Origin of the sequence: Aeromonas sp. (assembly GCF_050252055.1) — a bacterium.
Classification (GTDB): domain Bacteria; phylum Pseudomonadota; class Gammaproteobacteria; order Enterobacterales; family Aeromonadaceae; genus Aeromonas; species Aeromonas caviae.
The window spans coordinates 120429-146320 of sequence record NZ_JBFWLQ010000001.1; the positions used below are offsets into that span (position 1 = coordinate 120429).

The 25892-nt window shown below is 63.7% G+C and carries 22 protein-coding genes; 11 read left to right on the forward strand and 11 right to left on the reverse strand.

Going from position 1 to position 25892, the window contains the following annotated elements; genetic code table 11:
- Positions 1 to 39 precede the first annotated feature (39 nt).
- Together AB7E19_RS00540 and AB7E19_RS00545 are read left to right on the forward strand one after the other, a co-directional pair.
- Complete coding sequence (locus AB7E19_RS00540; RefSeq protein WP_010673247.1) at positions 40 to 246, forward strand: YheV family putative zinc ribbon protein; 207 nt, start codon at positions 40 to 42, stop codon at positions 244 to 246.
- 146 nt (positions 247 to 392) lie between these two features.
- A complete protein-coding gene (locus AB7E19_RS00545; RefSeq protein WP_010673248.1) occupies positions 393 to 1031 on the forward strand; it encodes an FKBP-type peptidyl-prolyl cis-trans isomerase in 639 nt (212 codons plus the stop codon).
- 64 nt (positions 1032 to 1095) lie between these two features.
- Here the strand turns inward: AB7E19_RS00545 and AB7E19_RS00550 are convergent, their stop codons facing one another.
- Both AB7E19_RS00550 and AB7E19_RS00555 read right to left on the reverse strand, forming a co-directional pair.
- A complete protein-coding gene (locus AB7E19_RS00550) occupies positions 1096 to 1311 on the reverse strand; it encodes a SlyX family protein (protein WP_010673249.1) in 216 nt (71 codons plus the stop codon).
- A gap of 14 nt (positions 1312 to 1325) precedes the next feature.
- The gene (locus AB7E19_RS00555) at positions 1326 to 2294 is read right to left on the reverse strand and encodes a WD40 repeat domain-containing protein (protein WP_041211198.1); all 969 of its coding nucleotides are present in this window, start codon (positions 2292 to 2294) and stop codon (positions 1326 to 1328) included.
- 119 nt (positions 2295 to 2413) lie between these two features.
- Here AB7E19_RS00555 and fkpA point away from each other — a divergent pair, with 119 nt between their 5' ends.
- Together fkpA and AB7E19_RS00565 are read left to right on the forward strand one after the other, a co-directional pair.
- A complete protein-coding gene (gene fkpA / locus AB7E19_RS00560; protein ID WP_029313875.1) occupies positions 2414 to 3223 on the forward strand; it encodes an FKBP-type peptidyl-prolyl cis-trans isomerase in 810 nt (269 codons plus the stop codon).
- 148 nt (positions 3224 to 3371) lie between these two features.
- Positions 3372 to 4775, forward strand: a complete 1404-nt coding sequence (locus AB7E19_RS00565; protein ID WP_427934444.1) for a sigma-54-dependent transcriptional regulator — start codon at positions 3372 to 3374, stop codon at positions 4773 to 4775.
- 69 nt (positions 4776 to 4844) lie between these two features.
- Here the strand turns inward: AB7E19_RS00565 and AB7E19_RS00570 are convergent, their stop codons facing one another.
- The 3 genes from AB7E19_RS00570 to AB7E19_RS00580 form a co-directional block, all read right to left on the reverse strand.
- Entirely contained in the window at positions 4845 to 5711 is an 867-nt protein-coding gene (locus tag AB7E19_RS00570) for a tetratricopeptide repeat protein (RefSeq protein WP_427934446.1), read from the reverse strand.
- Between the two features lie 99 nt (positions 5712 to 5810).
- Positions 5811 to 6146, reverse strand: coding sequence for a hypothetical protein (locus AB7E19_RS00575; protein ID WP_010673254.1), 336 nt, complete (start codon positions 6144 to 6146; stop codon positions 5811 to 5813).
- Between the two features lie 117 nt (positions 6147 to 6263).
- Positions 6264 to 6602 (reverse strand): DUF2956 domain-containing protein, encoded by a 339-nt coding sequence (locus AB7E19_RS00580; protein ID WP_045523719.1) that lies wholly within the window; start codon positions 6600 to 6602, stop codon positions 6264 to 6266.
- 248 nt (positions 6603 to 6850) lie between these two features.
- Between AB7E19_RS00580 and ushA the strand changes: the two genes are divergently transcribed.
- On the forward strand, positions 6851 to 8521 hold the full coding sequence (gene ushA / locus AB7E19_RS00585; RefSeq protein WP_427934448.1) for a bifunctional UDP-sugar hydrolase/5'-nucleotidase UshA: 1671 nt from the start codon (positions 6851 to 6853) through the stop codon (positions 8519 to 8521).
- Between the two features lie 193 nt (positions 8522 to 8714).
- Here the strand turns inward: ushA and AB7E19_RS00590 are convergent, their stop codons facing one another.
- Positions 8715 to 9569 carry a Tim44 domain-containing protein gene (locus AB7E19_RS00590; RefSeq protein ID WP_427934450.1) on the reverse strand — a complete coding sequence of 285 codons (855 nt, stop codon included), beginning with the start codon at positions 9567 to 9569 and terminating at the stop codon, positions 8715 to 8717.
- 421 nt (positions 9570 to 9990) lie between these two features.
- Here AB7E19_RS00590 and dnaB point away from each other — a divergent pair, with 421 nt between their 5' ends.
- Positions 9991 to 11385, forward strand: a complete 1395-nt coding sequence (gene dnaB / locus AB7E19_RS00595) for a replicative DNA helicase (RefSeq protein WP_039040054.1) — start codon at positions 9991 to 9993, stop codon at positions 11383 to 11385.
- A 138-nt stretch (positions 11386 to 11523) separates the two neighbouring features.
- Positions 11524 to 12597, forward strand: coding sequence for an alanine racemase (gene alr, locus AB7E19_RS00600; protein ID WP_427934452.1), 1074 nt, complete (start codon positions 11524 to 11526; stop codon positions 12595 to 12597).
- A 157-nt stretch (positions 12598 to 12754) separates the two neighbouring features.
- On the opposite strand, the gene putA is transcribed toward alr, so the two are convergent.
- Positions 12755 to 16702, reverse strand: coding sequence for a trifunctional transcriptional regulator/proline dehydrogenase/L-glutamate gamma-semialdehyde dehydrogenase (putA, locus tag AB7E19_RS00605; RefSeq protein ID WP_427934454.1), 3948 nt, complete (start codon positions 16700 to 16702; stop codon positions 12755 to 12757).
- A gap of 398 nt (positions 16703 to 17100) precedes the next feature.
- On the opposite strand from putA, the gene AB7E19_RS00610 reads away from it, so the two are divergent.
- A complete protein-coding gene (locus AB7E19_RS00610) occupies positions 17101 to 17538 on the forward strand; it encodes a VOC family protein (protein ID WP_010673262.1) in 438 nt (145 codons plus the stop codon).
- Between the two features lie 199 nt (positions 17539 to 17737).
- Here AB7E19_RS00610 and fumC read toward each other — a convergent pair whose 3' ends face one another.
- Entirely contained in the window at positions 17738 to 19129 is a 1392-nt protein-coding gene (gene fumC / locus AB7E19_RS00615; protein ID WP_427934457.1) for a class II fumarate hydratase, read from the reverse strand.
- A 122-nt stretch (positions 19130 to 19251) separates the two neighbouring features.
- Between fumC and AB7E19_RS00620 the strand changes: the two genes are divergently transcribed.
- From AB7E19_RS00620 to AB7E19_RS00630, 3 genes are read left to right on the forward strand one after another with little or no spacing between them, the layout of a single operon-like run.
- Entirely contained in the window at positions 19252 to 19680 is a 429-nt protein-coding gene (locus AB7E19_RS00620) for a MarR family winged helix-turn-helix transcriptional regulator (RefSeq protein WP_045523708.1), read from the forward strand.
- A gap of 37 nt (positions 19681 to 19717) precedes the next feature.
- The gene (locus AB7E19_RS00625; protein WP_427934459.1) at positions 19718 to 20785 is read left to right on the forward strand and encodes an efflux RND transporter periplasmic adaptor subunit; all 1068 of its coding nucleotides are present in this window, start codon (positions 19718 to 19720) and stop codon (positions 20783 to 20785) included.
- A 1-nt stretch (position 20786) separates the two neighbouring features.
- Complete coding sequence (locus tag AB7E19_RS00630) at positions 20787 to 22325, forward strand: DHA2 family efflux MFS transporter permease subunit (protein WP_103244377.1); 1539 nt, start codon at positions 20787 to 20789, stop codon at positions 22323 to 22325.
- A 66-nt stretch (positions 22326 to 22391) separates the two neighbouring features.
- On the opposite strand, the gene pepE is transcribed toward AB7E19_RS00630, so the two are convergent.
- From pepE to AB7E19_RS00645, 3 genes are all read right to left on the reverse strand, one after another.
- A complete protein-coding gene (gene pepE / locus AB7E19_RS00635; RefSeq protein ID WP_427934461.1) occupies positions 22392 to 23120 on the reverse strand; it encodes a dipeptidase PepE in 729 nt (242 codons plus the stop codon).
- 120 nt (positions 23121 to 23240) lie between these two features.
- The gene (locus AB7E19_RS00640) at positions 23241 to 23852 is read right to left on the reverse strand and encodes a response regulator transcription factor (protein ID WP_427934463.1); all 612 of its coding nucleotides are present in this window, start codon (positions 23850 to 23852) and stop codon (positions 23241 to 23243) included.
- 1 nt (position 23853) lies between these two features.
- On the reverse strand, positions 23854 to 25785 hold the full coding sequence (locus AB7E19_RS00645; RefSeq protein WP_427934465.1) for a sensor histidine kinase: 1932 nt from the start codon (positions 25783 to 25785) through the stop codon (positions 23854 to 23856).
- Positions 25786 to 25892: the final 107 nt, after the last annotated feature.

A 25892-nucleotide genomic window follows, 5' to 3' on the forward strand; every position in this document is an offset into this window, starting at 1 on the left:
GTAAAAACCCTGATATGATGCTGCCTGGAGGTAACAAAAATGGAAACCAGACGTAAAAAACGCTTCATTGCCGGGGCAGTTTGCCCGGCGTGCGGCAAGATGGACACCATGATGCTGTATATGGAGCATGGAGTCGAGAAGGTGACCTGTGTCGAGTGCGGGGATACCCAGGTGCAGACCCAGGAGCAGGTGGACAAGGCGACGCGCGAGGCGGAGCAGGTGATAGGGGTGTTTCGTCCCGAGTGAGGGCCATGCCTCAAGGTGATGGTACGCCGGTCAGACTGGTCGCTGTTGATGACTTTTTCATCACACTGAAGCCGGGCCGACCATATGCTTGTCTGCCTTTTTGAGGTATTCTGAGCCCGTTTTTTTCTATCCGCAGGATCCCTGACATGAAAGTAGCTCCCCTGAGCGTGGTTACGCTGGAATACACGGTCACCGACGAACACGGTGAAGTCATCGACACCACTGTCGGTAAAGAGCCGCTGGTGTATCTGCACGGTACCCGTTACCTGGTCTCCGGCCTCGAAGCCGAGCTGGAAGGTCGCAGCGTGGGCGAGGCGTTCGACGTCACCCTGACGCCGAACCAGGCCTATGGCGAGTACGACGAGAATCTGGTGCAGGAAGTGCCCGGCGAGCTGTTCGACGGTATGGAAGTGTCTGAAGGGGATACTTTTGTGGCCGAGACCGACGACGGCCACCGCCCGGTGACCGTCATCGAGGTGTCCGAGGAGTTCATCAAGGTGGACGGCAATCATCCCCTGGCTGGCGTGACCCTGGGCTTCAAGGTCGAGATCAAGGACGTGCGTGCCGCGACCGCCGAAGAGCTGGCCCATGGCCATGTGCACGGCGCTGGTGGCTGCGGTCACGATCATGGTCATGACCATGATCACGGCCATGATCACGATCATGACCACGGTGGCTGCTGTGGCGGCCATGGTCACAACCATGCACACGATCACGGCGACGATCACGGTCACGGTGGTTGCTGCGGTGGTGGTGGTTGTGGCGGCAAGGGCCATCAGCACTGATCACGGCCTGGCCGATGATAAAAAAACCCGCGCATGGCGCGGGTTTTTTTATGGCTGGCACTCATCAGTAGTGCGGTGGCGGCGTCTCTTCGGCCATGCTGGCGATCTGGCTCGGCTGTACGCTCTGCAATTTATCCACCAGTAGATGGATCTGGTGTTTGAGCCGGTCCAGCTCGCGACCCTGGGTGGTGACCTCGTCGTTGAGCTGCTCCACCGTATATTCGGCAAAGGCGAGGCGGCTTTCCAGGGTTTCGAGGCGTTCGTTTAGTTGCTGACTCATGGGCCTTTTGGTCCTTACTTGATAGTCCAGATTTCAGCCAGGCCACTGGAGCTGGCACTGACGAGGTGGTCATTGTCGCGCAAAGCCACGCCATAGACCACTGCGCTCGGCGGTTTCACCTTGGGATGGGGCGAGACGCGCCAGCTCTGCAACGGCTGGCCGTCACTCACCTGCCACAGAGTGAGCTGGCGGGAGGGGGCGCCGGTGATGAGCCAGTTGCCGCCGTTGGCGAAGCGGGCGCTGGTGTAGACCTCGAAGCGGTGATCATATTGCAACCGGCTGTGCTCCTTGCCGGTTTTGAGATCCCAGATGCTGGCCTGGCGACTGTCTGCGGTGAAGGCGAAGCGTCCGGACGGATCCAGTCTCGCCATCACGACTCGCCCGGCGTGGTTGAAGCGCCACACCACCTGGCCCGTGCGGGTATCCCACAGATAGGCGCTGTAATCGTTGCCGCCGGTGAGGGCATAGCGACCATTGGGGGAGAGATCCACCGTGTTGACCTGTTCGGTGTGGCCGAGGAATTGCAGCCGGCGTCCGGTCTGGGTGTCGACCACTTCCGCCTTGCCGTCTTCACGGCCGATGAGCACCTGGCGGCCATCCGCCGAGATCGCCGCATCGCGCAGGCGGGATTCTGGCAGGGAGTAGTAGCCCTGGGAGCGGCCATCCTGCAAGCGCCAGATGGCGAAGGTGTGCTGGGTGGCGGTGATGGCATGGCTGTCATCGGGGGAGAAGCGGGTCAGGGTGACGAACTCCTCCTGGTCATCGCTCTGGCGCCAGCGCCAGCGCTCCTTGCCCTGTTCCAGATCCCACACCACAGTGCCCTGACCCAGGCTGGAGACCAGCGCGAGCTTGCCGGAACTGGCGAGATCCGCGCTCAGCAGACCCTGGTTGGCGAGGCGGATCTGCTGGCTGGGAAGTGAGCGTTGTTCGCACCCCGTCAGCATCAGGCAAATACCGATGAGATAAATGGCACTTTTGATCATTTTTCCTGTCTCATGCTTTCGTTACCTGCGATCACGGCGTTAGTATAAGGCGCTTATCACGATAAACCTCTCATTTCACGAAGGAACCGAGAGCGGTATTTAGAGTTTTGGAGAAACTGATGAACAATTTTCTGAAGGTGTCCCTGTTGGCTGCGGCGGTTGCCGTCGGTCTGACTGCTTGCCAAAAAGATGAGAAACCTGCTGCGACCAACACCGCAGAGGTCAAGGCAGAAGCCAGCAAGCCGGCAGAGGCCCCCAAGGCTGAGGCCAAGAGCTTTGAAGAGCAATCCGGCTATGCGATCGGCCTCTCCATGGGTCGTTATATCGCCAATACCCTGGAGCGCCAGCAGGAGCTCGGCATCAAGCTGGACAACACCGTGATCCTGAAGGGTGTCACCGACGGTCTGGGCAAAGAAGCCAAGATGACCGACGAGGAGATCCAGAAGGTTCTGCAGGAATACGACGCCAAGATCAACGAGCTGACCAAGGCGAAGGCCGACAAGGATGCCGTGGAAAACCTGAAGAAAGGTGAAGAGTTCCTGGCTGCCAACGCCAAGAAAGAGGGCGTGAAGAGCACTGAGTCCGGCCTGCAATATCAGGTCGAGAAGATGGGTGACGGCGCCAAGCCGAAGGCCACCGACATCGTCAAGGTGCACTACACCGGTACCCTGACCGATGGCACCAAGTTTGACAGCTCCGTCGATCGCGGCGAGCCGGCTACCTTCCCGCTCAACCAGGTGATCCCGGGCTGGACCGAAGGGGTGCAACTGATGCCGGTCGGCTCCAAGTTCAAGTTCTTCCTGCCGTCCAAGCTGGCCTATGGCGAGCACGGTGCAGGTTCCATCCCGGCCAACGCCGTGCTGGTATTTGACGTAGAGCTGCTGGCCATCGAAAAACCGGCTGCCGATGGCGACAACGCCAAGAAATAAGCTCAAAGCACCATAAAAACGGCTCCCCAGGGAGCCGTTTTTGCTTGTGTATTGTCGCAATCCCCCGGATAAAGCGATGAGGCCGTCTTGAGTGTGTGGCGGCTAGCCCCCAGAATAGACAACAAAATCAAGCGCAAGGATGGATCTCGTGGCTGAAAGCAAACCCCGTGTCCTGTTGGTGGAAGATACCCGCAGTCTGGCGGTCGTCTATGAGCAGTATCTGGCCCAGGATGGCTACGAGGTGCAGCTGGCAGATTGTGGCCAGCAGGCTTTGGCACAATTGCTGGCAAGCCCGCCCCCCGTGGTGCTGCTCGACCTGGAGTTGCCCGACATGTCCGGCATGGACATCTTGCAGCAGATCACTGAGCGGCAACTGCCCTGCTCCGTGGTGGTGATCACCGCTCACGGCTCGGTGGATGTGGCGGTGGAGGCTATGCGGTTCGGGGCCTTCGATTTTCTCACCAAGCCGTTCGATGGCAAGCGCCTGTGCGCCACGGCGCGCAACGCCCTGAAACACCAGCAGCTCAGCTCGCTGGTGGTCCAGTATCGGGAAAACTTCGAGCGCAGCTCCTTTGCCGGTTTCATCGGCGCCTCCATGGCGATGCAGGCGGTCTATCGCATCATCGAGAGCGCGGCGCCGAGCAAGGCCACCGTCTTCATCACTGGCGAGAGCGGCACCGGCAAGGAGGTGTGCGCCGAGGCCATTCACCAGTGCAGCCCGCGTCGGGATCAGCCCTTCATCGCCCTCAACTGCGCCGCCATTCCCCATGACCTGATGGAGAGCGAGATCTTCGGCCACGTGAAGGGGTCGTTTACCGGTGCCCAGGGGGATCGCAAGGGGGCGGCCAGTCTGGCGGACGGCGGTACCCTCTTCCTCGACGAGATCTGCGAGATGGATCTCGACCTGCAGAGCAAGCTGCTGCGTTTCATCCAGACCGGCACCCTGCAGCGGGTCGGCAGCGGCAAGCTGGAGACGGTGGATGTGCGCTTTGTCTGCGCCACCAACCGGGATCCCCTGGTGGAGGTCAAGGCCGGACGGTTTCGTGAAGACCTTTACTACCGCCTGCACGTGATCCCGCTGGCGCTGCCCCCCCTGAGGGAGCGGGGAGAGGACATCCTGCTGCTGGCCCGGGAGTTGCTGCTGCGTTATGCCGGTGAGGAGAACAAGCGGTTCAGGGACTTTGATGCGGACGCAGTGCAGGTGCTGCTCGACTACCCCTGGCCCGGTAACGTGCGCGAGCTGCAAAACGTGGTGCGCAACATAGTGGTGCTCAACGATGGCGAGCTGGTGAGCCCGGATATCCTGCCACCTCCCCTCAACGGGGGGCGTACCCTGGCCCCGGAGCCTGCGGTCGGGATCGCGGATCCCCAGTCAGAATCCGTGGTCGTTCGCAGGCAGGTCCGTCCGCTCTGGCAGGTGGAGAAGGAGGCCATCGAACAGGCCATCGCCAGTTGTGACGGCAACATCCCCAAGGCGGCGGCCCTGCTGGAAATAAGCCCCTCCACGATTTATCGCAAGAAGCAGGGCTGGGAAGAGGCGAGTCCGGCCTGAGCCGTGATCTCTGCTCCCGGGCAGACATGCTGATGTGCGGGGCGGCCAATTGGCCGCCCCGCACGCTTATCAGAGTTTGGCGAGCAGCTTGAGTCTGGCCAGCCGTTCTGACTCGTTGGCGGTGAACCAGCCATCCTGTGACAGCAGAAACCAGGCGCGGGCAAAGTACTCGGTGGCCGCGGGATCATTGAGCACGAGTGCATTCTCCCCCAGCTCCTCGAACACATAGCCATCCTCGGGGGTGCCTGCGGCGGCCATGTCGTCGCGCAACTGCGCCAGTTCGGCCATGGCCTGTTCATGGCGCTCCTGGGCCCGGCTCAGGCGCGCCAGACTCCAGCGGGCGATAAAGGCTTTGCCCTGGTTGTTGTGCTGCTCGTGCCAGGCCAGGCACTTTTGCTGACAGGCGATGGCCTCGTCGAGGCGACCCAGCTCGAACAGGGTCCAGCCCTGATTGTTATAGAGGGTGGCGAGCCAGCCTCGCGTCCGCTTGTCGTGACTGCGCTCGGCCAGGGTCATCGCCAGCTGGTGCCAGTGGCTCTGCTCCTCCAAGGGGGCGGCGATGGCCACCATGTGGGCCGCATCGATGGCCAGATAGTGTTCTTCGTGCTGCTCTCCCAGTTGCCAGGCCTGTTCAAACAGGGCTTTGGCGCTGGCCTTGTCACCGGCGGAGTTGAAGGTGCGGCCACGCTCCAGCAAGGCGCGCAGGCGGGCCCGTGGAGTCGCCTCGGTGAGGCGGGGTTCTATCTCGTCAAGCAGCTGGTGCGCCTGTGCAAACTGGCGTTGCAGCGAATGGGTGCGGGCTATCTGGGTGAGGAGCTCCAGCTCCCATTGCAGGTTGGTGGCACGCGCCTCGGGCAGCAGTGCTTGAAAACGCTGGGCGCTGGCAACGGGATCCTGATAATCCCACAGCGCCATGAAATCGGGCGGATTGTTCATCTGGCCTCCATGCCGGTTATCCGCCCACCAAGATGCCTGAAGGCCATTCTTTGTACAAGAAGGGGGGGCTGGCGCCATCGTGACGCCAGCGCTTGCCGATCAGTAGACCATGGCAAGGCTCATCAGCATCAGACCCAGGGCAGCAAAGGCTCCCTCCTTGATAGCCAGGCGCGGTACCAGTGCCTTGGGCAGGGCAGGGAACAGGCTCAGGGCAAAGCCGAACCCCGGCATCAGCCAGTGGAAAGCAGGGCTTCTCAGGGCGGGATCCGCAGCGCCATTGATGACGATGAGCAGGATAAAGAGGGTGAAGGCGGGCAGGATAAACCAGCGGGCATGGCCGGCGGCAACCGCCCGCAGTGGCGAGATGCGATAGAGCACCAGGGTCACGAGGAAGAGGGCGAGGGGTGCCAGCAGGTAGAGCGGGGCCGGGTTCATGATCAGTGTCTCCTGACAAGGGGGGGGCAGAGTGTAGGCAGTCCGGGTGGTGAATGACCACTCCCCCGCGCCCGGGCTGTGAAGCGGATCGCAGGGCAAAGGTTTGCCTGGGCAGGATCAGCGGAACCAGAACCAGAGCACGGCAAATACCAGCCAGCTCAGCACCAGCAGGATCCAGGGCAGCGGGTGCTGGCGGGTGAGCTCGATGACCTCGGCTTCGCTCTCCTCTTCCGGCGTCTCTTGGGAAGGGTGCCTGGCTTTGGCTTGCAGTTTCTTCTGGCGGCTGGCCTCGCGGGCCTTCGCCTTCATCTGTTTCTTGTATTCGTCTATGCCCTTCTGGATCCCCTGGGCGATGAGCTGGGTTTGCTCCTTGGTCTGCCCCGGCTTCTGGTTGGCACGGGCGATCTTCATCGCCTCCTGCTGGGTTTCGGGGGAAATTTTGTCGTACTTGGCCATTCCAGGCACTCCTTGGCATTGATTGGCGGGCAGTATGCCATAACCGTTACCGGCGGGCTGCCATCATGGGGGAAATTGCTCTGCGAGTGGGGTGCCTCTGTTCCAAATAGGGGAAACAGGTTGCGTGGATGATCACATTTGGCGGAATTTGTGAGTCGCCGATGAAAAACCGTCACATGTTGTTTGTTATATTACCGCCCGATCCTGGATAGGGTCGTCCAATAACAAAATAACAAGGTGATATGGAAATGAATTATAAATTTGTCAAAGGAAGTATCGCACTGGCAGTGCTTGCCGCATTGAGCGGCTGCAATACCTCAAGCAACGACAGCGTCGCCCCCTGCACCGAAAATGTCTGCAAGCTGACCATTTTGCATACCAATGATACCCACGGTCGTTTCTGGCACAACGACAAGGGCGAATATGGCATGGCGGCCCAGAAGACCCTGGTCGAGCGGCTGCGTGCCGAGGCGAAAGCGGCGGGCAGCGAAGTGCTGGTGCTCTCCGGCGGTGACGTCAACACCGGGGTGCCAGAGTCGGATCTGCAGGATGCAGAGCCGGACTTCATGGCCATGAACAGCATCCGTTACGATGCCATGGCGGTGGGCAACCACGAGTTCGACAACCCCCTGACCATCCTCGAGAAACAGCGCCAGTGGGCCCAGTTCCCGATGATCTCCGCCAACATCTATGACAAGACGAGCGGCAAGCGCTACTTCGATCCCTACAAGGTGTTCAAGCTGGAAAGCGGCCTCAAGGTCGCCGTGCTGGGTCTGACCACAGAGGACACCGCCCAGCTGGTGGATCCCAACAACGTCCAGACCCTCGAATTCCGCGATCCGACCACGGAAGCCGCCAATCTCGGCAAGCAGATCCGCGACAACAAAGAGGCGAACCTGGTTCTTGCCATCACCCACATGGGCCATTACGAGAATGGTCAGCACGGCAGCAACGCACCGGGTGACGTGGAAATGGCCCGTGCGCTGCCGGCAGGCACCCTGGACGCCATCATCGGTGGTCACTCCCAGAACCCGGTCTGCATGGAGCCGGGTACCCCGGACAAGTACGCCGACTTCAAGCCGGGCGACGACTGCCAGCCGGATCAGCAGAACGGCACCTGGATCATGCAGGCTCACGAGTGGGGCAAGTATGTGGGTCGTGCCCAGTTTGACTATCAGAATGGCAAGCTGACCCTGACCCAGTACGATCTGATCCCGGTCAACTTGAAGAATGCGGACGGTGATTTCATTCAGGAAGAGATCGTCAAGGATCCCGAGCTCTACAACACCCTGCTCACCTATCAGGAGAAGGGACAGCAGGAGCTGGGTGTGGTCATCGGTGCCACCGATGGCGTACTGGACGGTGAGCGCGCCAACGTGCGCAACAAGCAGACCAACCTGGGTCGTCTCATCACCACCGCGACTGCCGAGAAGCTGAGCACCGACTTTGGCATCGTCAACTCCGGCGGGGTGCGTGCCTCCATCGCGGCAGGGGACATCAGCTACCGTGACGTGCTGACCGTGCATCCGTTCGGCAACACCGTCAACAAGGCGACCATGAGCGGCAACGAGCTGCTGACCTACCTGGGTCAGGTCGCGACCAAGACCGCCAATACCGGTGGCTATGCTCAGTTCGGCGGCATCAAGATGACGGTGGATTGCCAGGCCAAGAGCGTGGACATCGCCACCATCGGCGGCAAGGCCTTCGATCCGGCAGCAACCTACAGCTTCTCCATCCCGAGCTTCAGCGCGGCCGGTGGTGACGGTTATCCGAAGATCGACACCATCAATGCCGGTCTGGTGGATGCCGGTGTGCTGAAGGATTATATCGCGGCGAAGAAGACCATTCAGGTCGCCGATTATCAGCCGGCCGGCGCGGTCAGCTATATCAACTCCACCTCGGTAGAGGGTTGCAAATAATCCCTGCACCCCGAGCCAATAAAAAAGAGAGGCAGCCATGGCTGCCTCTCTTTTTATTTTCAATATCATCAGCAGTGTCTCTCGGGAAATATATCCGGCCACGGGGAGCTGCCCCGAAATAGGGCATGACACGATCTGATGGCAATAAAAAGGCGACCCTGAGGTCGCCTTGATGAAATGGGTCGGTTGAGCCTTAGAGCTGCTCGATGCCGACGATATGCCAGGGGGCATTGTCCTTGGCGAGATCACGCTCGAGGTGCCACACCTCCTTGATGTCCTCCTCGACCTGCTCCTGACGGTCCATGTAGCGGCCGCTGAAGCGCACGCTCACCTGGGCCCAGTCGCTGCCGTAGTCGGCACGGACCAGCTGGGTGTCCACGTACATCACCTCGGTGTGCTGCTCACCGGAGAGCTCGGCGCGTTCAGCCTTGAGGTGCTCGAACAGCTCGGGGCTCACGTACTCGCGGATCTTCTCCAGGTCGTTCTTGTTCCAGGCCTCTTGCAGGGTGCGGTAGTGATCGCGGGCGCCGGCCAGGAAGCCGTTCATGTCAAAGCCCGGGGGCAGACGGAAGGGCACGTCGCTGTCGGCAAAACCGGTGGCCTGCGGGGCGCTGTGGCTCTGCTCGAACTGCTGGGGGGGCGCGCTCTGGGGCGGTTGATAGCCCGCATAGGCCGTCTGTGGCTGGGCCGCTGCCGCCTTGTTCCTGCGCAGGGCTCGGAACAGGAAGACACCGCCCAGTGCCAGCAGGGCGATCAGCAGGAAGTCCATCCCTTGCAGACCTTCGAAGGCACCGCTGCCCAGCAGGTAGGCAAACAGGCCGCCGGCCAGCAGACCACCCAGCAGGCCGCCCATCATGCCGCCTTTCTTGGGTGCCTGGGCGCCCACGGTCGGGTTCTTGGTGTCAACCGGCTTGGCCGCAGGTTGGGCCGGAGCCGTCTTGTAGCTCTTGCCAAAGGATTTACCGCCACCAAGTTTCTTGGCCTCGGCGATGGGTGCCCCAAGGCCAATGGCCAGGATCAGGGCAAACAGGGTCAGCATCTTTTTCATTTTGACTCTTTCACTCTCATGTAGGTGGGGGCATGCTCTGCTTGTGCAAGCTCAGCGAGGCGCATGGCAGGCTGCCAGTCCCTTTTTGTGTTGCAGCTTGCGGGTATGATTATCACGGATGGCATGAATTATTCATGAACAGATTGAGTCGTCCGACAGGGGAGGCGCCCATGAGACACAGACGGCCGAGTCGCTCGGTGCGCAGGTTGCGCAACAAGCAAAGAGCAAGAACGAAAGATCAGACCCTGGTCTGGCCCTTTCTCGTACTGTGAGGCAGGTCTGCGGCGCAGAAGTGGATGACGCTGACGAGGCCTGGGTCCCGTCTTGTCGCCGGATGCGATGACGGGACGTATTAGCACTCGCGATGGCGGGGTTTCTTTTGTAAAATTCCCGTCCCCTTCCCGCTGCGGTTTTTATGTGTATGGCAGAGCAAGTGACGGCGAAAAAAGACGCCAAGACACAACAGCTGAAAGTACCTCCCCACTCTTTTGAGGCCGAACAGTCCGTACTGGGCGGCCTGATGCTGGACAACGAGGCCTGGGATCGGGTCGCCGAACGGGTGATCGACAAGGATTTCTACAGCCGTCCGCACCGCCTGATCTTCCAGGCCATGACCCGCCTCTCCAATGCGGGCAACCCCATCGACCTTATCACTCTGCAGGAGGAGCTCGAGCGCTCCGAGCAACTGGAAGAGGCCGGTGGCTTCGCCTATCTGGTGGAGATCGCCAAGAACACCCCGAGTGCCGCCAACATCAGCGCCTACGCCGAGATCGTGCGTGAGCGGGCGGTGGTGCGGGAGATGATCTCGGTCGCCAACGAGATAGTCGAAGCGGGCTACGAGCCCCAGGGGCGTACCTCCAACGATCTGCTGGATCTTGCCGAGAGCAAGGTGTTCCAGATCGCCGAGCAGCGCACCAGCGCCAACGAGGGCCCCCAGCCCCTGAAGCTCATCCTCGAGCAGACCGTCGACAAGATTGAAGAGCTGTTCAAGACCCCCCACAACGGGGTGACCGGCGTGTCGTCCGGCTACAACGATCTGGACAAGATGACCGCCGGCCTGCAGCGTTCGGATCTGGTCATCGTCGCCGCCCGTCCCTCCATGGGCAAGACCACCTTTGCCATGAACCTGTGCGAGCACGCGGCCCTCACCGCCGACAAGCCGGTGCTGATCTTCTCCCTCGAGATGCCCTCCGAGCAGATCATCATGCGTATGCTGGCCTCGGTGGGGCGCATCGACCAGACCAAGGTGCGGACCGGCCAGCTCGACGACGAGGATTGGGCGCGGCTCTCCTCCACCATGGGGCTGCTGCTGGAGAAGGGGAAGATGTACATCGACGACTCCTCCGGCCTCACCCCGACCGAAGTGCGCTCCCGTGCCCGCCGGGTGGCGCGGGACAACGGCGGCATCAGCATGATCATGGTGGACTACCTGCAACTGATGCGGGTGCCGGCGCTGTCTGACAACCGAACTCTGGAAATCGGTGAAATCTCCCGCTCCCTCAAGGCGCTGGCGAAAGAGCTGCAGTGCCCCGTGGTGGCGCTCTCCCAGCTGAACCGAAGCCTGGAACAGCGTGCCGACAAGCGCCCGGTCAACTCGGATCTGCGGGAATCCGGCTCCATCGAGCAGGATGCGGACTTGATCATGTTCATCTACCGCGACGAGGTCTATCACGACGACAGTCCCGACAAGGGGATCGCCGAGATCATCATCGGCAAGCAGCGTAACGGCCCCATAGGACGAGTGCGGCTCACCTTCCAGGGTCAGTTCTCGCGCTTTGACAACTACGCCGGCCCGGCGTTTGATGATGACTACTAAGTAAGCCGGGAGCCTGCTCCCGGCATCCAGAAACAGTTTTCCCGGTTCGACAATTCTGCCGGTCCGGCCTTAGACGATGAGATTTGAGGGCTGACACCACCCGGTGCCTGATTATCATGCCCTCGTAAGGGAAAACAGATGAAAGCGGCTATCGCCCAGATCAATACCGCGGCCCTGCGCCACAACCTCGCCGTGGTGAAACGCCACGCCCCCCAATGCAAGATCATTGCCGTGGTCAAGGCCAATGCCTACGGCCATGGGCTGCTGCCGGTTGCCCGCACCCTGGTGGATGCGGACGCCTACGCGGTGGCCCGCATCGAAGAGGCGCTGATGCTGCGCTCCTGCGCCGTGGTCAAGCCCATCGTGCTGCTGGAGGGCTTCTTCAGCGCCGCCGACCTGCCGGTGCTGGCGGCCAACAACCTGCAGACCGCGGTGCACACCTGGGAGCAGCTCGAAGCGCTGGAGCAGGCGAAGCTGCCTGCCCCCGTGGTGGCCTGGCTCAAGCTCGACACCGGCATGCACCGCCTCGGGGTACGGGCCGAGGAGATGCCCGCCTTTATCGAGCGCCTCGGCAAGTGCAAGAACGTGGTGCAGCCGTTCAACGTCATGACCCACTTCAGCCGCTCCGATGAGCTGGAGCAACCCACCACCCGCGAGCAGATCGACCTGTTCAGCCAGTTGACTGCGCCGCTGTCGGGCGAGCGCGCCATGGCCAACTCGGCGGGCATCCTGGCGTGGCCGGATTCCCACTGCGACTGGGTGCGCCCCGGCGTCATCCTCTACGGCGTGTCGCCTTTCCCCAATACGGTGGCGGCGGATTATGACCTGCAGCCAGTGATGACCCTCAAGACCCAGCTCATCGCGGTGCGCGATCACAAGGCGGGCGAGCCGGTAGGCTATGGCGCCAACTGGGTGTCGGATCGCGATACCCGGCTCGGGGTGATTGCCATCGGCTATGGCGACGGCTATCCGCGCATGGCCCCCAACGGCACGCCAGTGCTGGTCAATGGCCGCATCGTACCCCTGGTGGGCCGCGTCTCCATGGACATGACGACAGTGGATCTCGGCCCCGGCGCCACCGACAAGGCCGGTGACGAGGCGGTGCTCTGGGGGGAAGGGCTGCCGGTGGAGCGGGTGGCCGACCAGATCGGCACCATTCCCTATGAGCTCATCACCAAGCTCACTTCCCGGGTGTTTATGGAGTACGTGTAGGCGAGTCGCCCCTCATCCCCAACCTTTCTCTCGCAAGGGGAGAAGGGAGAATAAAAAGGCCGCTCCGACAAGGGCGGCCTTTTTCATGGGCGTGTCCCATAGACGAAAGAACAAGCCCCGCATCGGCGGGGCTTGAGTCTCCGTCACTATGTGGCACTTAGCCTATGGTCATCAGGCTGGCGTTGCCACCGGCGGCGGCGGTGTTGACCGAGAGGGCGTGCTCGATGAGCAGGCGCTCCAGCGGGATGTCGGTCTCGCCGCGATGCAGGCCGTGCACACCGATGATGGCGCCGTTACGGGCTGCCTGGCGCGCGGCGGCGAGCTTGCTCACTTCCCGCAACTGATCCGAGTCGCCGTGGTGCAGCAGGGCATCGAAGTCCGTCTCCCCCGTGGCCCAGTCCGCCACCAGCGCGATGGGATCCCGCACCTCGGTCGGCAGGGAAGAGAGCAGGGAGCGTGTCTGGGTATCGTCCGGCAGCAGCACCTGGCTGCCGACCGCCAGACAGGCGGCCAGCTGGGCCAGCAGGTCGGCCTTCTCCTGGGCAAGACAGAGCACCCGCTCCCGGGGCAGCAGGCTGTAGCTGTTGCGCTCGCCGGTGGGGCCGGTCAGCAGCTGGGTACGGCCGCTCTGGGAGAGCGCGGCGTAGTGATCGCACAGGGCGGCGAGGGCCGGATCCTGCTTGCTCGCCCAGTCGCGCAGGGCCACGAGGGGGGCTTTCGCCTCGGCATGCAGGGCACCGGACTCCTGGTGCAGCTGGTTGGCCACCGCCTCCTGGGGACGGGCGCCGAGCAGGCGATACATGTAGAGCGGGCCACCGGCCTTGGGACCGGTGCCGGAAAGCCCTTCCCCACCGAAGGGTTGCACCCCGACCACGGCGCCCACGATGTTGCGGTTGACGTAGAGGTTGCCCACCTTGGCCACGTTCACCACCTGGGCGATGGTCTCGTCGATGCGGGTATGAACACCCAGGGTCAGGCCGTAGCCGCTGCCGTTGATCTGCTCGAGCAACTCCCCGAGCCGGGTGCGCGGGTAGCGGACCAGGTGCAGCACAGGGCCGAACACTTCGCGTCCCAGTTCGTCCAGGCTGTCGAGCTCGATCAGGGTCGGCAGCACGAAGGTGCCGCGGCTGCAGGCATCCCCCTGGGTGCGAGCGATCTGGTGCACCTTGCGCCCCTTGTCGCCCATCGCCTTGATGTGGCGTTCGATGTTGGTCTTGGCCTCGGCGTCGATGACGGGGCCGATGTCGGTGGAGAGGTGCTCGGGGCTGCCGACCTTGTACTCGGCCATGGCGCCCTTGAGCATCCGGATCACCCGATCCGCCACGTCATCCTGCACGCACAGCACTCGCAGGGCGGAGCAGCGCTGACCGGCGCTGTCGAACGCCGAGGAGATGACATCCATCACCACCTGTTCGGTCAAGGCGGAAGAGTCGACGATCATGGCGTTCTGGCCGCCGGTCTCGGCGATGAGGGGAATGGTGCGGCCCTGGGCGTCGAGGCGACCGGCCAGGTTGCGGGAGATGATGCCCGCCACCTCGGTGGAGCCGGTGAACATGACGCCGCGCACCCGTTCGTCCGCGATGAGCGCCGCACCCACGGTCTCACCACGGCCCGGCAGCAGTTGCACCGCACCGGCGGGAACCCCCGCTTCCAGCAGGATGCGCACCGCTTGTGCCGCGATGAGGGGGGTCTGCTCGGCAGGCTTGGCCAGCACCGTATTGCCGGCGGCCAGGGCCGCGCACACCTGGCCGCTGAAGATGGCCAGCGGGAAGTTCCAGGGGCTGATGCAGACCACGGGGCCGAGCGGCCTGTGGGTGTCGTTGGCGAAGTGGTTGCGCGCCTGGGCGGCGTAGTAGCGCAGGAAGTCCACCGCTTCGCGCACCTCGGCGATGGCGTTGGCGAAGGTCTTGCCGGATTCGCGAACCAGCAGGCCCATCAGGGGTTGCAGTTCGGATTCCATCAGAGCGGCGGCCCTGTCCAGCACGGCGGCCCGCTCGGCGGGCGGGGTGGACTGCCAGATCTGGCCGCTCGTGAGGGAGCAGGCGAGCGCCTTGTCCACCAGCGCTACCGTGGCTTCGCTCACCTGACCGACGACATCGCGGTGATCCGCTGGGTTGAGCACGGGCTGGAACTGGGTCGGCGCCTCGGTGTCGCAACCCAGCATGGGCACGGCCTGATAGGCGGTGTTGGTGCTGGCGAGCAGGGCGGCGGAGAGTGACCCCAGGCGGTGCTCGTTCGCGAGATCCAGACCTGCGGAGTTCGGGCGCGCCTCGCCGTAGAGATCCCGTGGCAGGGGGATGCGCGGATGGGGCAGACCCAGGGTCCCTTCACGGGCGGCCATCTGCTCGATCTGCTGCACCGGATCCTGCACCAGGTCCGAGAGGGAGATGTTGTTGTCCGCGATGCGGTTGACGAAGGAGGTGTTGGCCCCGTTCTCCAGCAGGCGGCGCACCAGGTAGGCGAGCAGAGTCTCGTGGCTGCCTACCGGTGCATAGATGCGGCAGGGGCGACCCAGCTTGCCGTCGGCCACCTTGCCGACCACCTGCTCGTAGAGCGGTTCGCCCATGCCGTGCAGACACTGGAACTCGTACTGGCCCGGGTAGTAGTTCTGACCGGCGAGCTGGTAAATCGCCGACAACGAATGGGCGTTGTGGGTGGCGAACTGGGGATAGATGGCCTCGGGCACCGCCAGCAGCTTGCGGGCGCAGGCGAGGTAGGAGACATCCGTGTAGGGCTTGCGGGTGTAGACCGGGTAGCCTTCCAGCCCTTCCTGCTGGGCACGCTTGATCTCGCTGTCCCAGTAGGCGCCCTTCACCAGACGGATCATCAGGCGGTGACGGCTGCGCTTGGCGAGATCGATGACGTAGTCGATCACATAGGGGCAGCGCTTCTGGTAGGCCTGGATGACGAAGCCGATGCCGTTCCAGTCGGCGAGGGACGGATCGAAGCAGAGCTTCTCCAGCAGATCGAGGGAGATCTCCAGGCGATCGGCCTCCTCGGCGTCGATGTTGATGCCGATGTCATACTGCCTGGCGAGCTGGGTCAGGCCCAGCAAGGTGGGGTAGAGCTCCTCCATGACGCGATCGTACTGGGCGCGGCTGTAGCGCGGATGCAGGGCGGAGAGCTTGATGGAGATACCCGGCCCCTCGTAGATGCCGCGACCGTGGGAGGCCTTGCCGATGGCGTGGATGGCCTGCTCGTAGGAGGCCAGATAGCGTTTGGCGTCCTCCTCGGTCAGGGCCGCTTCCCCCAGCATGTCGTAGGAGTAGCGGAACCCCTTGCTCTCCATGCCGCCTGCGTTCGCCAGCGCCTCGGCGATGGTCTCGCCGGTGACGAACTGTTCACCCATCAGGCGCATCGCCATGTCGACGCCCTTGCGGATGAGCGGCTCACCCCCCTTGCCGATGAGTCCCTTGAGGGAGCTGTTCATGCCCGCCTCGTTGTGGGTGGCCACCAGCTTGCCGGTGATGAGCAGACCCCAGGAGGCCGCGTTGACGAACAATGAGGTGCTCTGGCCCAGGTGCTGGCTCCAGTTGCCGCCGCTTATCTTGTCGCGGATGAGGGCATCCCGGGTCGCCTTGTCGGGGATGCGCAGCAGCGCCTCCGCCAGGCACATCAGGGCCACCCCTTCCTGGGAGGAGAGGGAGAACTCCTGAAGCAGCCCCTGCACCAGGCCCTGACGGCCGCTGGCGCTCTTCTGGTTGCGCAGCTTCTCGGCGATGCCCATGGCCAGCTTCTGGGTCGCGTCAGCCTTCTCCTTGGGCAGACGGGCCTGCTCCAGCAGCATGGGGACGGCTTCGGTCTCGGGGCGGCGATAAGCCCCCGTGATGGCGGCCCGCAGCACGGACTGGGGCAGAATGCTCTCGGCAAACTCGAGGAAGACCTGGATGCCCTGCTCGGTCAGGGTCTCGACGGCCTCTTCCCCGGCGGCGGCAGCCAGCCCGGAGTGCTCGGGCGGGGTCAGACCGCGATCCAGTTGCTCCAGATAGGTGAAGATGGCTTGCTTGATCAGCCAGTGGGGAGTGCGATCCAGGGTCTGCGCAGCCTGTTTGAGGCGGTCGCGGGTCGCTTCATCGAGTTTGACGCCGAGGGTGGTAGTGGCCATGGGACTTCCTGTGTCTAGAAGGTAACAATATTACCGGACGGTTAAATTTCGCCGATGATGGTGCAACCAGGTGCAACCTTCAAGCAAGAAATTTTAATGTATTGGTTACATTGTTGAATTCTTCCATGAATCCGGTCTCCATCAGGCTCCTTTCAAGCCCGCCGCTTGTCCGCTTTTCACAGCATTATTAATGGGTTGGCAATGCATCTTATGAATGCCTATATGAGGTGCAACCCACTGCGAATCGGGTTGCGCTTTTGCGTGTTCGACCGAGCCTGGGCTGTGAGCGCGGCTCCCCCGTGTGCAGAAGGGGGCGGAGCGCCACCTGACAGAGCCCCGTGCTCTTCTATGCTGTTAGCTGGCCACAGGGGCCAGCTATCGGTGACAAGGAGAAACCCATGGCGCGTGTCAGTACCTATCTCAATTTTGCCCGGGAGACGGAGGCTGCCTTCCTCTTCTATCGCGAAGTGTTCGGCGGTGACTTCAGCGGCCCCATCCACAGGTTCAAGGAGTCCCCGGGTTGCCCGGGCCAGCCCCCTTTGTCGGAGGAAGACGGGGAGCTGGTGATGCATGTGGCTCTGCCCATCCTTGGGGGTCACGTGCTGATGGGCACGGATGCTCCGGCCAGCATGGGGTTCACCCTGGTGCAGGGCAACAACAGCTACCTCAACCTGGAGCCGGACAGCCGGGGCGAGACCGATCGCCTGTTCGCAGCCCTGGCCGAGGGAGGCCAGGTGGAGATGCCGCTGGCGGAGATGTTCTGGGGTGACTATTTCGGATCCCTGGTGGACAAGTTCGGCACCCACTGGATGTTCAACTGCCAGAGCAAGACCTGACGGCAGATCTGCAATGAAAAGGGCGCCATGGCGCCCTTTTCATCTTTATTGCCCATCACTGTCCCTATTTGCTGCGCCTGCCACCTGCGCTGGTATGCCCCGGGCATGGGATTGCAGTGCGCTGAGCTGCTTTATGGCGTGCGACCCACCATGTCAGTGGGGATCACCCAGGCTCGGGTTATCGCGCAGCTGAGCTGCCTTATGGCGTGCGGCCCACCATGTCAGCGGGGATCACCCAGGCATCGAATTGCTCCGCGCTGAGGTGGCCCGAAGCAATGGCCGCCTCCCGTAGACTCAGCCCCTGATGGTGCGCCCGTTTGGCGATGTCGGCCGCCTTGTCATAGCCGATATGGGGGTTAAGGGCCGTCACCAGCATCAGGGAGCGGGAGAGCAGATCGTCGATCCTGGCCTGGTTCGGGGTGATGCCGACGGCGCAGTGGTCGTGGAAGCTCTGCATGCCATCCCCCAGCAGCCGCACGCTCTGCAGGACGTTGTAGGCGATCATGGGCCTGAACACGTTGAGCTCGAAGTTGCCGCTGGCACCGCCGATGTTGATGGCCACATCGTTGCCCATCACCTGGGCGCAGAGCATGGTGAGGGCCTCGCTCTGGGTCGGGTTGACCTTGCCGGGCATGATGGAGGATCCAGGCTCGTTCTCGGGGATGAGCAGCTCCCCCAGCCCGCTGCGGGGGCCGCTCGCCAGCCAGCGCACGTCGTTGGCGATCTTCATGAGGGAGGCTGCCAGCGTCTTGAGGGCACCGTGGGCGTGAACCTGGGCGTCACTCGCCGCCAGGGCCTCGAACTTGTTGGGGGCGCTCACCAGCGGCAGGCCGGTCTGCTCGGCCAGGGTCCTGGCCACCGCCTCGGCAAAGCCGGGAGGACAGTTGAGGCCGGTGCCCACGGCGGTGCCGCCGAGCGCCAGCTCGCACAGATGGGGCAGGGCGGCCCGTAGATGGCGCTCCCCCTGTTCAAGCTGGGCGACCCAGCCGGAGATCTCCTGGCCCAGGGTGAGGGGAGTGGCATCCTGCAAATGGGTGCGGCCAATCTTGACGATGTGGTCGAAGGCGGTGGCCTTGCCTGCCAGGGTCTGCTTCAGGGCAGCGAGGGCCGGCAGCAACCGCTGCGTGATGGCGGTGACCGCCGCCAGGTTCATGGCGCTCGGAAAGACATCGTTGCTGGACTGGCTCTTGTTTACCTCGTCGTTGGGATGCACCAGCCGCGCTTCCCCCCGGGGGCCGCCGAGCAGTTCGCTGGCCCGGTTTGCCAGCACCTCGTTGAGGTTCATGTTGGTTTGGGTGCCGGAGCCGGTCTGCCACACCATCAGGGGAAACTCGGCGTCGTGCAGGCCGCGCAGGATCTCGTCGGCGGCGGCCATGATGGCCTGGGCCTTGCGGGCCGGCAGCAGCCCCAGGGCGTGGTTGACCCGGGCGCAGGCGGACTTGATGCGGGCCAGGGCATGGATGATCTCCATGGGCTGGCGCTCCCCCGAGATGTTGAAGTGATGCAGGGAGCGCTGGGTCTGGGCCCCCCAGAGCCTGTCCGCCGGGACGGCTATCTCCCCCAGGCTGTCCCGCTCCATCCTGATATCCATGACGTGTCTCCTGCCGTTGAGGTGGTGGCACCCAGCATGAACCCAAACGGCGGCCGGGGCCAGCTTGCATATGGATACGCTTCGCATATAATAAGCAAAGCTTACTATATAGGTTGCATATCATGAACAAACAACCGGACACCCTTGGCTTTCTCATCGGCGACGTCCAGCGCCTGATGCGCCGCCAGTTCCAGCAGCAGCTGGAGGGAAGCTGCCTCACCCTGGCCCAGGCCAGGGCTCTGGTGCACATTGCACGCAGCGAAGGGATCCGCCAGGTGGATCTGGCGGAGCGGCTCGACATCCAGCCCATCACCCTGGCCCGTCAGCTCGATCAGCTGGCGGAGAGCGGCCTGGTGGAGCGGCGCAGCGACCCCCATGACAGGCGGGCCTATCAGCTCCATCTGACCGAAGGGGCCGCCCCCTATCTGGCGATGATCAAACAGGCGTCCGATCTGGTGCATCAGAGGGCCATCGGCGAGCTGGGGGAGGAGGCGACCGAGGCGCTGTGCCGCTCCCTCAAGATCCTGCGTGCCAACCTCGGCCACCTCTGATGCTTTCCTGTGATGCCAACCAACGTGGAGCCATATCATGACCACTGATTCCCCCTCTTCCTCCCGTCCCGCCGCCAACCGGCGCCGCACCCGCCTGCTGTTGCTGGTGGTGGTGCCGGCACTGGCCTTGATCGGCGCGGGTGTTATCTATCTGCAAGGCGGGCGCTATGTGGAGACGGACAACGCCTATGTGAAGGCGGACAAGGTCCCCATCAGCACCGAGGTGCTGGGCCGGGTGGCCAAGGTGTTCGTCGAGGAAAACCAGCAGGTCCGGGCCAGCCAGCCGCTGTTCGAGCTGGATCAGGAGTCCTTCCGGGTCGCCGTGGCCAAGGCCGAGGCGGAACTTGCCAAGGTGCGCACCGATCTGGTGGCGCTGCAGACCAGTTATCGCGGCCAGCAGGCGGAGATCGCTGTGGCCCGCACCCGCCATGCCTATGCCCTGAAGGAGGAGCATCGCCAGGCGGATCTGGTGACCAGGCACTTCACCTCCACCGCCAATTACGACGATGCCCGCCAGCTCACCATACAGACCGCCCAGCAGCAGGTGGCGCTGGAGGAGGGGCTCAAGAAGATTGAAGCTTCCCTCAGCGGGGACGTGAACCTGCCGGTGGAGCAGCAGCCCGCCTATCAGGAGGCCGCGGCCGAGTTGGCCAAGGCCAGGCTGGATCTGGCTCGCACCACCATCTATGCCCCCGCCAACGGCATCGCCAGCCAGTTGCCCAAGCCCGGCCAGTACAATCTGGTGGGCATGACCGCCATGATGCTGGTGGAGACCGACACCCCCTGGGTGGAGGCGAACTTCACCGAGACGGAGCTGACCCATGTGCAACCTGGCCAGAAAGTGGACATCAGTGTGGATACCTACCCCGATGCGCACTGGACAGGGGTGGTGGAGAGCCTGAGCCCGGCCACAGGCTCCGAGTTTTCGGTGATCCCGGCCCAGAACGCCACCGGCAACTGGGTCAAGATCGCCCAGCGGGTGGCAGTGCGGATCAAGCTGGATTCGGGAGCGGATCTGCCCACCCTGAGGGCGGGTCTGAGTGCCACTGCCGAGATAGACACCGGCCATCAGCGCACCCTGCCTGGCCTGTCAGGTCGAGGTTGATATGACGAGCGCAGCCACAGGGCAGGCAGACCAGGCTTCCCGTCGCACCTTCATCACCCTGTCGGTGATGGTGGCGACCATCATGCAGGCGCTGGACACCACCATCGCCAACGTCGCCCTCCCCCACATGCAGGGAGCCATGGGGGCGACCCAGGATCAGATCTCCTGGGTGCTCACCTCCTACATAGTGGCGGCCGCCATCTTCATGCCGCTGACCGGTTTCATCTCGGCAAGAATTGGCCGCAAAAGGCTGTTCATGTGGTCGGTGGCGGGCTTTACCGTTGCCTCCATGCTGTGCGGCGCGGCCCAGAGCCTGGAGCAGATCGTGCTGTTCCGCCTGCTTCAGGGGATCTTCGGTGCCAGCCTGGTGCCCCTCTCACAGGCGGTGCTGCTGGACACCTATCCGCCGGAGAAGCACGGCTCCGCCATGGCGCTCTGGGGGATAGGGGTCATGGTGGGCCCCATTCTGGGGCCGTCGCTGGGGGGCTGGCTCACCGAGTACTACAACTGGCGCTGGGTCTTCTACATCAACCTGCCGTTCGGCCTGCTGGCCTGGTTCGGGCTTGCCGCCTTCATCGAGGAGACGAAGATCGATGCCAGCCGCCGCTTCGATCTGCTGGGGTTCGCCCTGCTGAGTCTCGGCATCGGGGCGTTGCAGATGGCGCTGGACAGGGGAGAGTCCCAGAACTGGTTCGCCAGCCGGGAGATCGTCATCGAGACCGCCCTGATGGTGATGGCGTTCTACCTCTTCGTGGTGCATATCTTCACCCACCCGCACCCCTACATAGAACCGGCCCTGTTCCGGGATCGCAACTTCAGCGTCGGTCTGCTCTTCATCTTCATCGTCGGCATCATCTTGCTGGCGACCATGACGCTGCTGCCTCCCTTCATGCAGGGGCTGATGGGTTACCCGGTGATCGACGTGGGTTACCTGCTCGCCCCGCGCGGGGTGGGCACCATGGTTGCCATGATGCTGGTGGGCAGGCTGTCGGGCCGGGTGGACGCCCGTTACCTCATCCTGTCAGGGCTGCTGCTCACCAGCTTCTCCATGTGGGAGATGACCCTGTTCAACACGGACATCGGCAGCTGGGACATAGTGCGCACCGGCATCATCCAGGGGCTGGGGCTCGGCTTCATCTTCGTGCCCCTCTCCACCATCACCTTTGCGACCCTGGCGCCGCGCTATCGCAACGAGGGGACGGCGCTGTTCAGCCTGGTGCGCAACATCGGCAGCAGCATCGGCATTTCGGTGGTGATCACCTATCTGGCCCAGCGATCCCAGATGAACCACGAGGCGTTCGCCGCCTACATCACCCCGTTCAATGTCAACCTGCATCAGGGCGGGGGCATGGCGGAGCTGATGACGCCGAAGGGGCTGGCCATGATCAACGGCGAGGTGACCCGGCAGGCCAGCCTGCTCGCCTATCTGCAGGATTTTCGCCTGATGATGTGGGTCAGCCTGTGCGCCGTGCCGCTGGTGGTGTTGCTGAGGGCTCCCGGGCGCAGCGGCTCTCGGGAGGAGATGGCCATTCTGGAGTGAATCACGAAGGGGCGAGCAACAAAGAAAGAGGGATGGCGCAGGCCATCCCTCTGTCGTTTGGCAGGATCAGTGTGCCGGCGTGAAGGGGGTGAGCGCTGCCAGAGGCGCAGCGTCCCCGTATTCCCGGATGGGTTCGCCGTGCTTGAAGATCTTGAAGGTCTCGCCCCGGGCACTCCAGTACTCGATGTGATCGCCGCCGATCTGCAACAGGCTCGCCTCGCGCAGGGCCACCACGGATTCGCTCGGGTTGATGGCGCAGAACTCGGCCAGACGCTCGTCCCGGGTCTCCCCCATGTGGCCGCTGATGCTGGCGTCCAGATAGTGTGGGTTGATCTGCACGGGGAAGAGCCCCAGCGCAGGCAGCACGACGGCGCTGCACACCGGCATGTCGTTGGTGGTGCGGATGCTGGGGGTGGCCACGTTGCAGCCGGCGCTCCAGCCCACATAGGGCACGCCACGCTCGTGCACCGCACGCTGGATGGGGACCACCAGACCATACTCGTGCAGCCGCTGGTTCAGGAGCCAGGTATTGCCGCCGCTGATGAAGATGGCGTCGGCCCGGTTGATGGCATCCACCGGATCGTCGAAGTGATGGATGCTGATGGCGTCCACCCCCAGACTCTCGGTGAGCTCCCGGGCGCGGGCATCCCAGTCGCTGCGGATCACCGCGTAGGGGATGAGCAGGATGCGCTTGACCTGGTTGCGAGCGAGCAGGGTTTGCACCCGGTCGCGGGCCCAGCCGAGCAGGCCGGGGTGTTCTGTGGTTTTACCGTTGCTGAGCAGAAGCAGTTCCATGATGTGTCCTCGAAACAAGGCGCAGGACCCGAGCGATCCTGGTGAAGAGAAGAGGGCACTCTACCGCCATCGAAGCGCCAAATGTGTGATCCCGGCCCGTTTTGTAAGGTTGCAGGCCACTCAGGGTTGTTCGTTCACCTGCGCGTAGCGCAGCAGCATCTCGGCGAGGGAGTTCACCGCCAGGCGTTTCATCAGGCTGGCGCGGCACACCTCGACGGTGCGCACCGAAATGCAGAGATCCTGCGCTATCTGCTGGTTCTTGTGGCCCCGGGCGATGAGCTGCAACAACTGGCGTTCGCGCGGGGTGAGGCGCTCAAAGGCTGCCAGCTGGGCGAGGCGGGTGGCCGCCGCCTGCGTCGCCTGCTCGGCCCGCTCGATGGCGGCGAGCAGGGGGACCAGCTGCACCGGCTTTTGCAAGAAATCCACCGCCCCCAGCTTGAGGGACTCCACCGCCAGGGGCACCTCCCCGTGGCCGGTGAGAAAGAGGATGGCGATGGGGCTCTGGGCCGCCTTCAGCCGCTGCTGCACCTCGGGGCCCGACAGCTCCGGCATGCGGCAGTCGAGGATGAGGCAGGCGGGCTGGTGCAGATCGACCTCTGCCAGAAAGCGCTCGCCATCGGAAAAGCTGAACAGCTGCCGCTCGTCGCAACTCTCCAGCATGAATCGCAGGGAGTCGAGCACGGCCTCGTCATCGTCGACCAGATAGAGCGGGGGGCGGGCAGGGATCGGCATCTCAGTTCCTCGGCATGTCGGTGGATGAAGGGAGGGTTTCGGGGGGCGGCACGGGCAGAATGACCCGGGCCAGGCAGCCGTGGGGGCTCAGGTTCTCCAGGCTGAACTGGCCGCGATGGCTCTCGACCACCTCCCGGCAGATGGCCAGCCCCAGCCCCATGCCATCGGGCTTGTCGCTGTAAAACGCCTGCTGCAGTTCGGTCGCGGGGACCTTCAGGCCGGCGCCGTTGTCGCGGATCTCCAGCAGCAGGCTCTGCGACTCGAAGGCGATCAGCAGCTCGACCCGGGCAGGCTCCTGTGCCGCTGCTTGCGCAGGGGGGTGAGCAGGAGAGTGAACAGCGGCGCGCACCCTCTTCGCCGCACTCTCGGCGCCATTCTTGATGAGGTTGACCAGCAACTGCTCCATCCCGGTGCCGTCCAGAGGGAGTTGGCGTGGCTGGCCCCGCCAGTGCAGGGTGAAGGCGACGTCGAGGGGCGCCAGCATCTGCTCCAGCAGGGGGCACAGCTCCGCCACCAGGGTGGGCAGGTCGCAAGGCGCGAAGCGGGGAGGGCGCTTTTGCAGCCTGGCTCTGAGCCGGTTGACGGTCTGGGTGATGCGCTGGACCTGGAGCCCTATCTGCTCCAGGGCCTGACGCAGGGAGGCATGGGCGGCAGACTGGGCCGGATCCTGTGCCAATTTGTCCAGTCGCAACAAGGCTCCCTGGCTGTAGTTGGCGATGGCGCTGAGGGGCTGATTGATCTCGTGGGCCACGTTGGCGCCCAGCTCTCCCAGTTCGGCGAGCCGTCTGGCCTGTGCCAGCTGGCGTCCCTTCTGCTCGAGCTGGTGGCGGGCTTTGAGCAGCCGGCGCTGGCTGCGGTTGAACAGGTATTGCAGCAGCAGGTGGTGGCCCCCCAGCAGCAGTACCAGCACCAAAGCACCCCAGCCCCACTGCTGATGCTGGCGCAGCCAGTGCCAGGCCGCCTGCCACCAGGGGCCCTGCAGCGGGTGGCGATCCAGTGCCTTGAGCAGGCGGTCGATGGCGAGCTCGCTGGTGGGCACGGTCCAGCCCGCCGAATCGGCAGCGATGGCCGCCTCGCTATCTGCGGGCAGGTCGAACAGCGCACGGGTCACCGCCAGCGCCAGCGCGGGGGAGGCCCGCTCAGTCTTGGCGAAGGACCAGTTGGGGTAGAGCCGGGTCGAGCTCTGGCAACCAAAGCCGGTCGGCGCCTGATCATCCAGCACCCGATATGCCCCCCTGGCGACCTTGCCCTCCCGCTCCATGCGCTCCAGCTGGCACACCGGCACGATGGCGGCGGCCACCTCACCTGTTGCCAGCCGCTCGATGAGTCGGTCCAGCGGAAAGCCGGTGAACTGCACGGTGGAGAAGAAGCGCTCCAGCCTGACCCCCTGTTCGCCCGCCTCGAAGCGATAGGCGAGGTAGCCGCCGAAAGCATTGTCCGAGACGGCGGCGACCGCTTGCCCCTCGAGATCACGCCAGTGTCGGTAGGGGGCCTGGGCAGGCACCACCAGGGCGGCGCCGATGGCGAGGTTGTCTCCCCCGGCCGGGCTCTTGAGGGTGGCGAGCCAGGCCAGCGGATACTGGCGCGCCAGGCTCACCGACTGGCCCGGGTTGGTGATGACGAAATCGAGGTGCTCGCGGGCGACGGCCTCGGCCAGTTCATCGAGCCCCAGCGGATGCAGCACGAAGCGATGGGCGGGCACGCGCTGCGCCAGCCAGCGCAACAGCGGTTGCCACTGGGCTCTGGCCAGGGCCGGGCCGCGGGTTGCCAGCACGCCGATGCGTATCGGCTCGGCCATGGTCTGCACCGGCGTGGCCTGGGATGGTGCGGATTCCTGTCGGGCCGGCGCTGGTGAAGAGGGGGGCGAGGCGGCCAGCACCCGCAGCGGCAGGGCTGACAGGGCGAGCCAGAGCAGCAGGCTGAGCAGGGGCAAGGGAACTGGGGCGTGCAGGGGGCTCTCCTCTCGGTGCAAAGGGGGCAGTCTATCACCGGGATGTGCGCTTGCATGCGAACGGGGGCCGGGAGGGGCGGCAAACGCCG

Excerpts from the sequence above, each read along its gene's own strand:
- AB7E19_RS00550 (WP_010673249.1), bottom strand. The coding sequence starts at position 1,311 with ATGAGTCAGCAACTAAACGAACGCCTCGAAACCCTGGAAAGCCGCCTC.
- AB7E19_RS00590 (WP_427934450.1), bottom strand. The coding sequence starts at position 9,569 with ATGAAAAAGATGCTGACCCTGTTTGCCCTGATCCTGGCCATTGGCCTT.
- pepE (WP_427934461.1), bottom strand. The coding sequence starts at position 23,120 with ATGGAACTGCTTCTGCTCAGCAACGGTAAAACCACAGAACACCCCGGC.
- fkpA (WP_029313875.1), top strand. The coding sequence starts at position 2,414 with ATGAACAATTTTCTGAAGGTGTCCCTGTTGGCTGCGGCGGTTGCCGTC.
- AB7E19_RS00575 (WP_010673254.1), bottom strand. The coding sequence starts at position 6,146 with ATGAACCCGGCCCCGCTCTACCTGCTGGCACCCCTCGCCCTCTTCCTC.
- AB7E19_RS00545 (WP_010673248.1), top strand. The coding sequence starts at position 393 with ATGAAAGTAGCTCCCCTGAGCGTGGTTACGCTGGAATACACGGTCACC.
- AB7E19_RS00640 (WP_427934463.1), bottom strand. The coding sequence starts at position 23,852 with ATGCCGATCCCTGCCCGCCCCCCGCTCTATCTGGTCGACGATGACGAG.
- AB7E19_RS00625 (WP_427934459.1), top strand. The coding sequence starts at position 19,718 with ATGACCACTGATTCCCCCTCTTCCTCCCGTCCCGCCGCCAACCGGCGC.
- dnaB (WP_039040054.1), top strand. The coding sequence starts at position 9,991 with ATGGCAGAGCAAGTGACGGCGAAAAAAGACGCCAAGACACAACAGCTG.
- AB7E19_RS00620 (WP_045523708.1), top strand. The coding sequence starts at position 19,252 with ATGAACAAACAACCGGACACCCTTGGCTTTCTCATCGGCGACGTCCAG.
- AB7E19_RS00540 (WP_010673247.1), top strand. The coding sequence starts at position 40 with ATGGAAACCAGACGTAAAAAACGCTTCATTGCCGGGGCAGTTTGCCCG.
- AB7E19_RS00580 (WP_045523719.1), bottom strand. The coding sequence starts at position 6,602 with ATGGCCAAGTACGACAAAATTTCCCCCGAAACCCAGCAGGAGGCGATG.
- fumC (WP_427934457.1), bottom strand. The coding sequence starts at position 19,129 with ATGGATATCAGGATGGAGCGGGACAGCCTGGGGGAGATAGCCGTCCCG.
- AB7E19_RS00630 (WP_103244377.1), top strand. The coding sequence starts at position 20,787 with ATGACGAGCGCAGCCACAGGGCAGGCAGACCAGGCTTCCCGTCGCACC.
- AB7E19_RS00555 (WP_041211198.1), bottom strand. The coding sequence starts at position 2,294 with ATGATCAAAAGTGCCATTTATCTCATCGGTATTTGCCTGATGCTGACG.
- ushA (WP_427934448.1), top strand. The coding sequence starts at position 6,851 with ATGAATTATAAATTTGTCAAAGGAAGTATCGCACTGGCAGTGCTTGCC.
- AB7E19_RS00570 (WP_427934446.1), bottom strand. The coding sequence starts at position 5,711 with ATGAACAATCCGCCCGATTTCATGGCGCTGTGGGATTATCAGGATCCC.
- putA (WP_427934454.1), bottom strand. The coding sequence starts at position 16,702 with ATGGCCACTACCACCCTCGGCGTCAAACTCGATGAAGCGACCCGCGAC.
- alr (WP_427934452.1), top strand. The coding sequence starts at position 11,524 with ATGAAAGCGGCTATCGCCCAGATCAATACCGCGGCCCTGCGCCACAAC.
- AB7E19_RS00610 (WP_010673262.1), top strand. The coding sequence starts at position 17,101 with ATGGCGCGTGTCAGTACCTATCTCAATTTTGCCCGGGAGACGGAGGCT.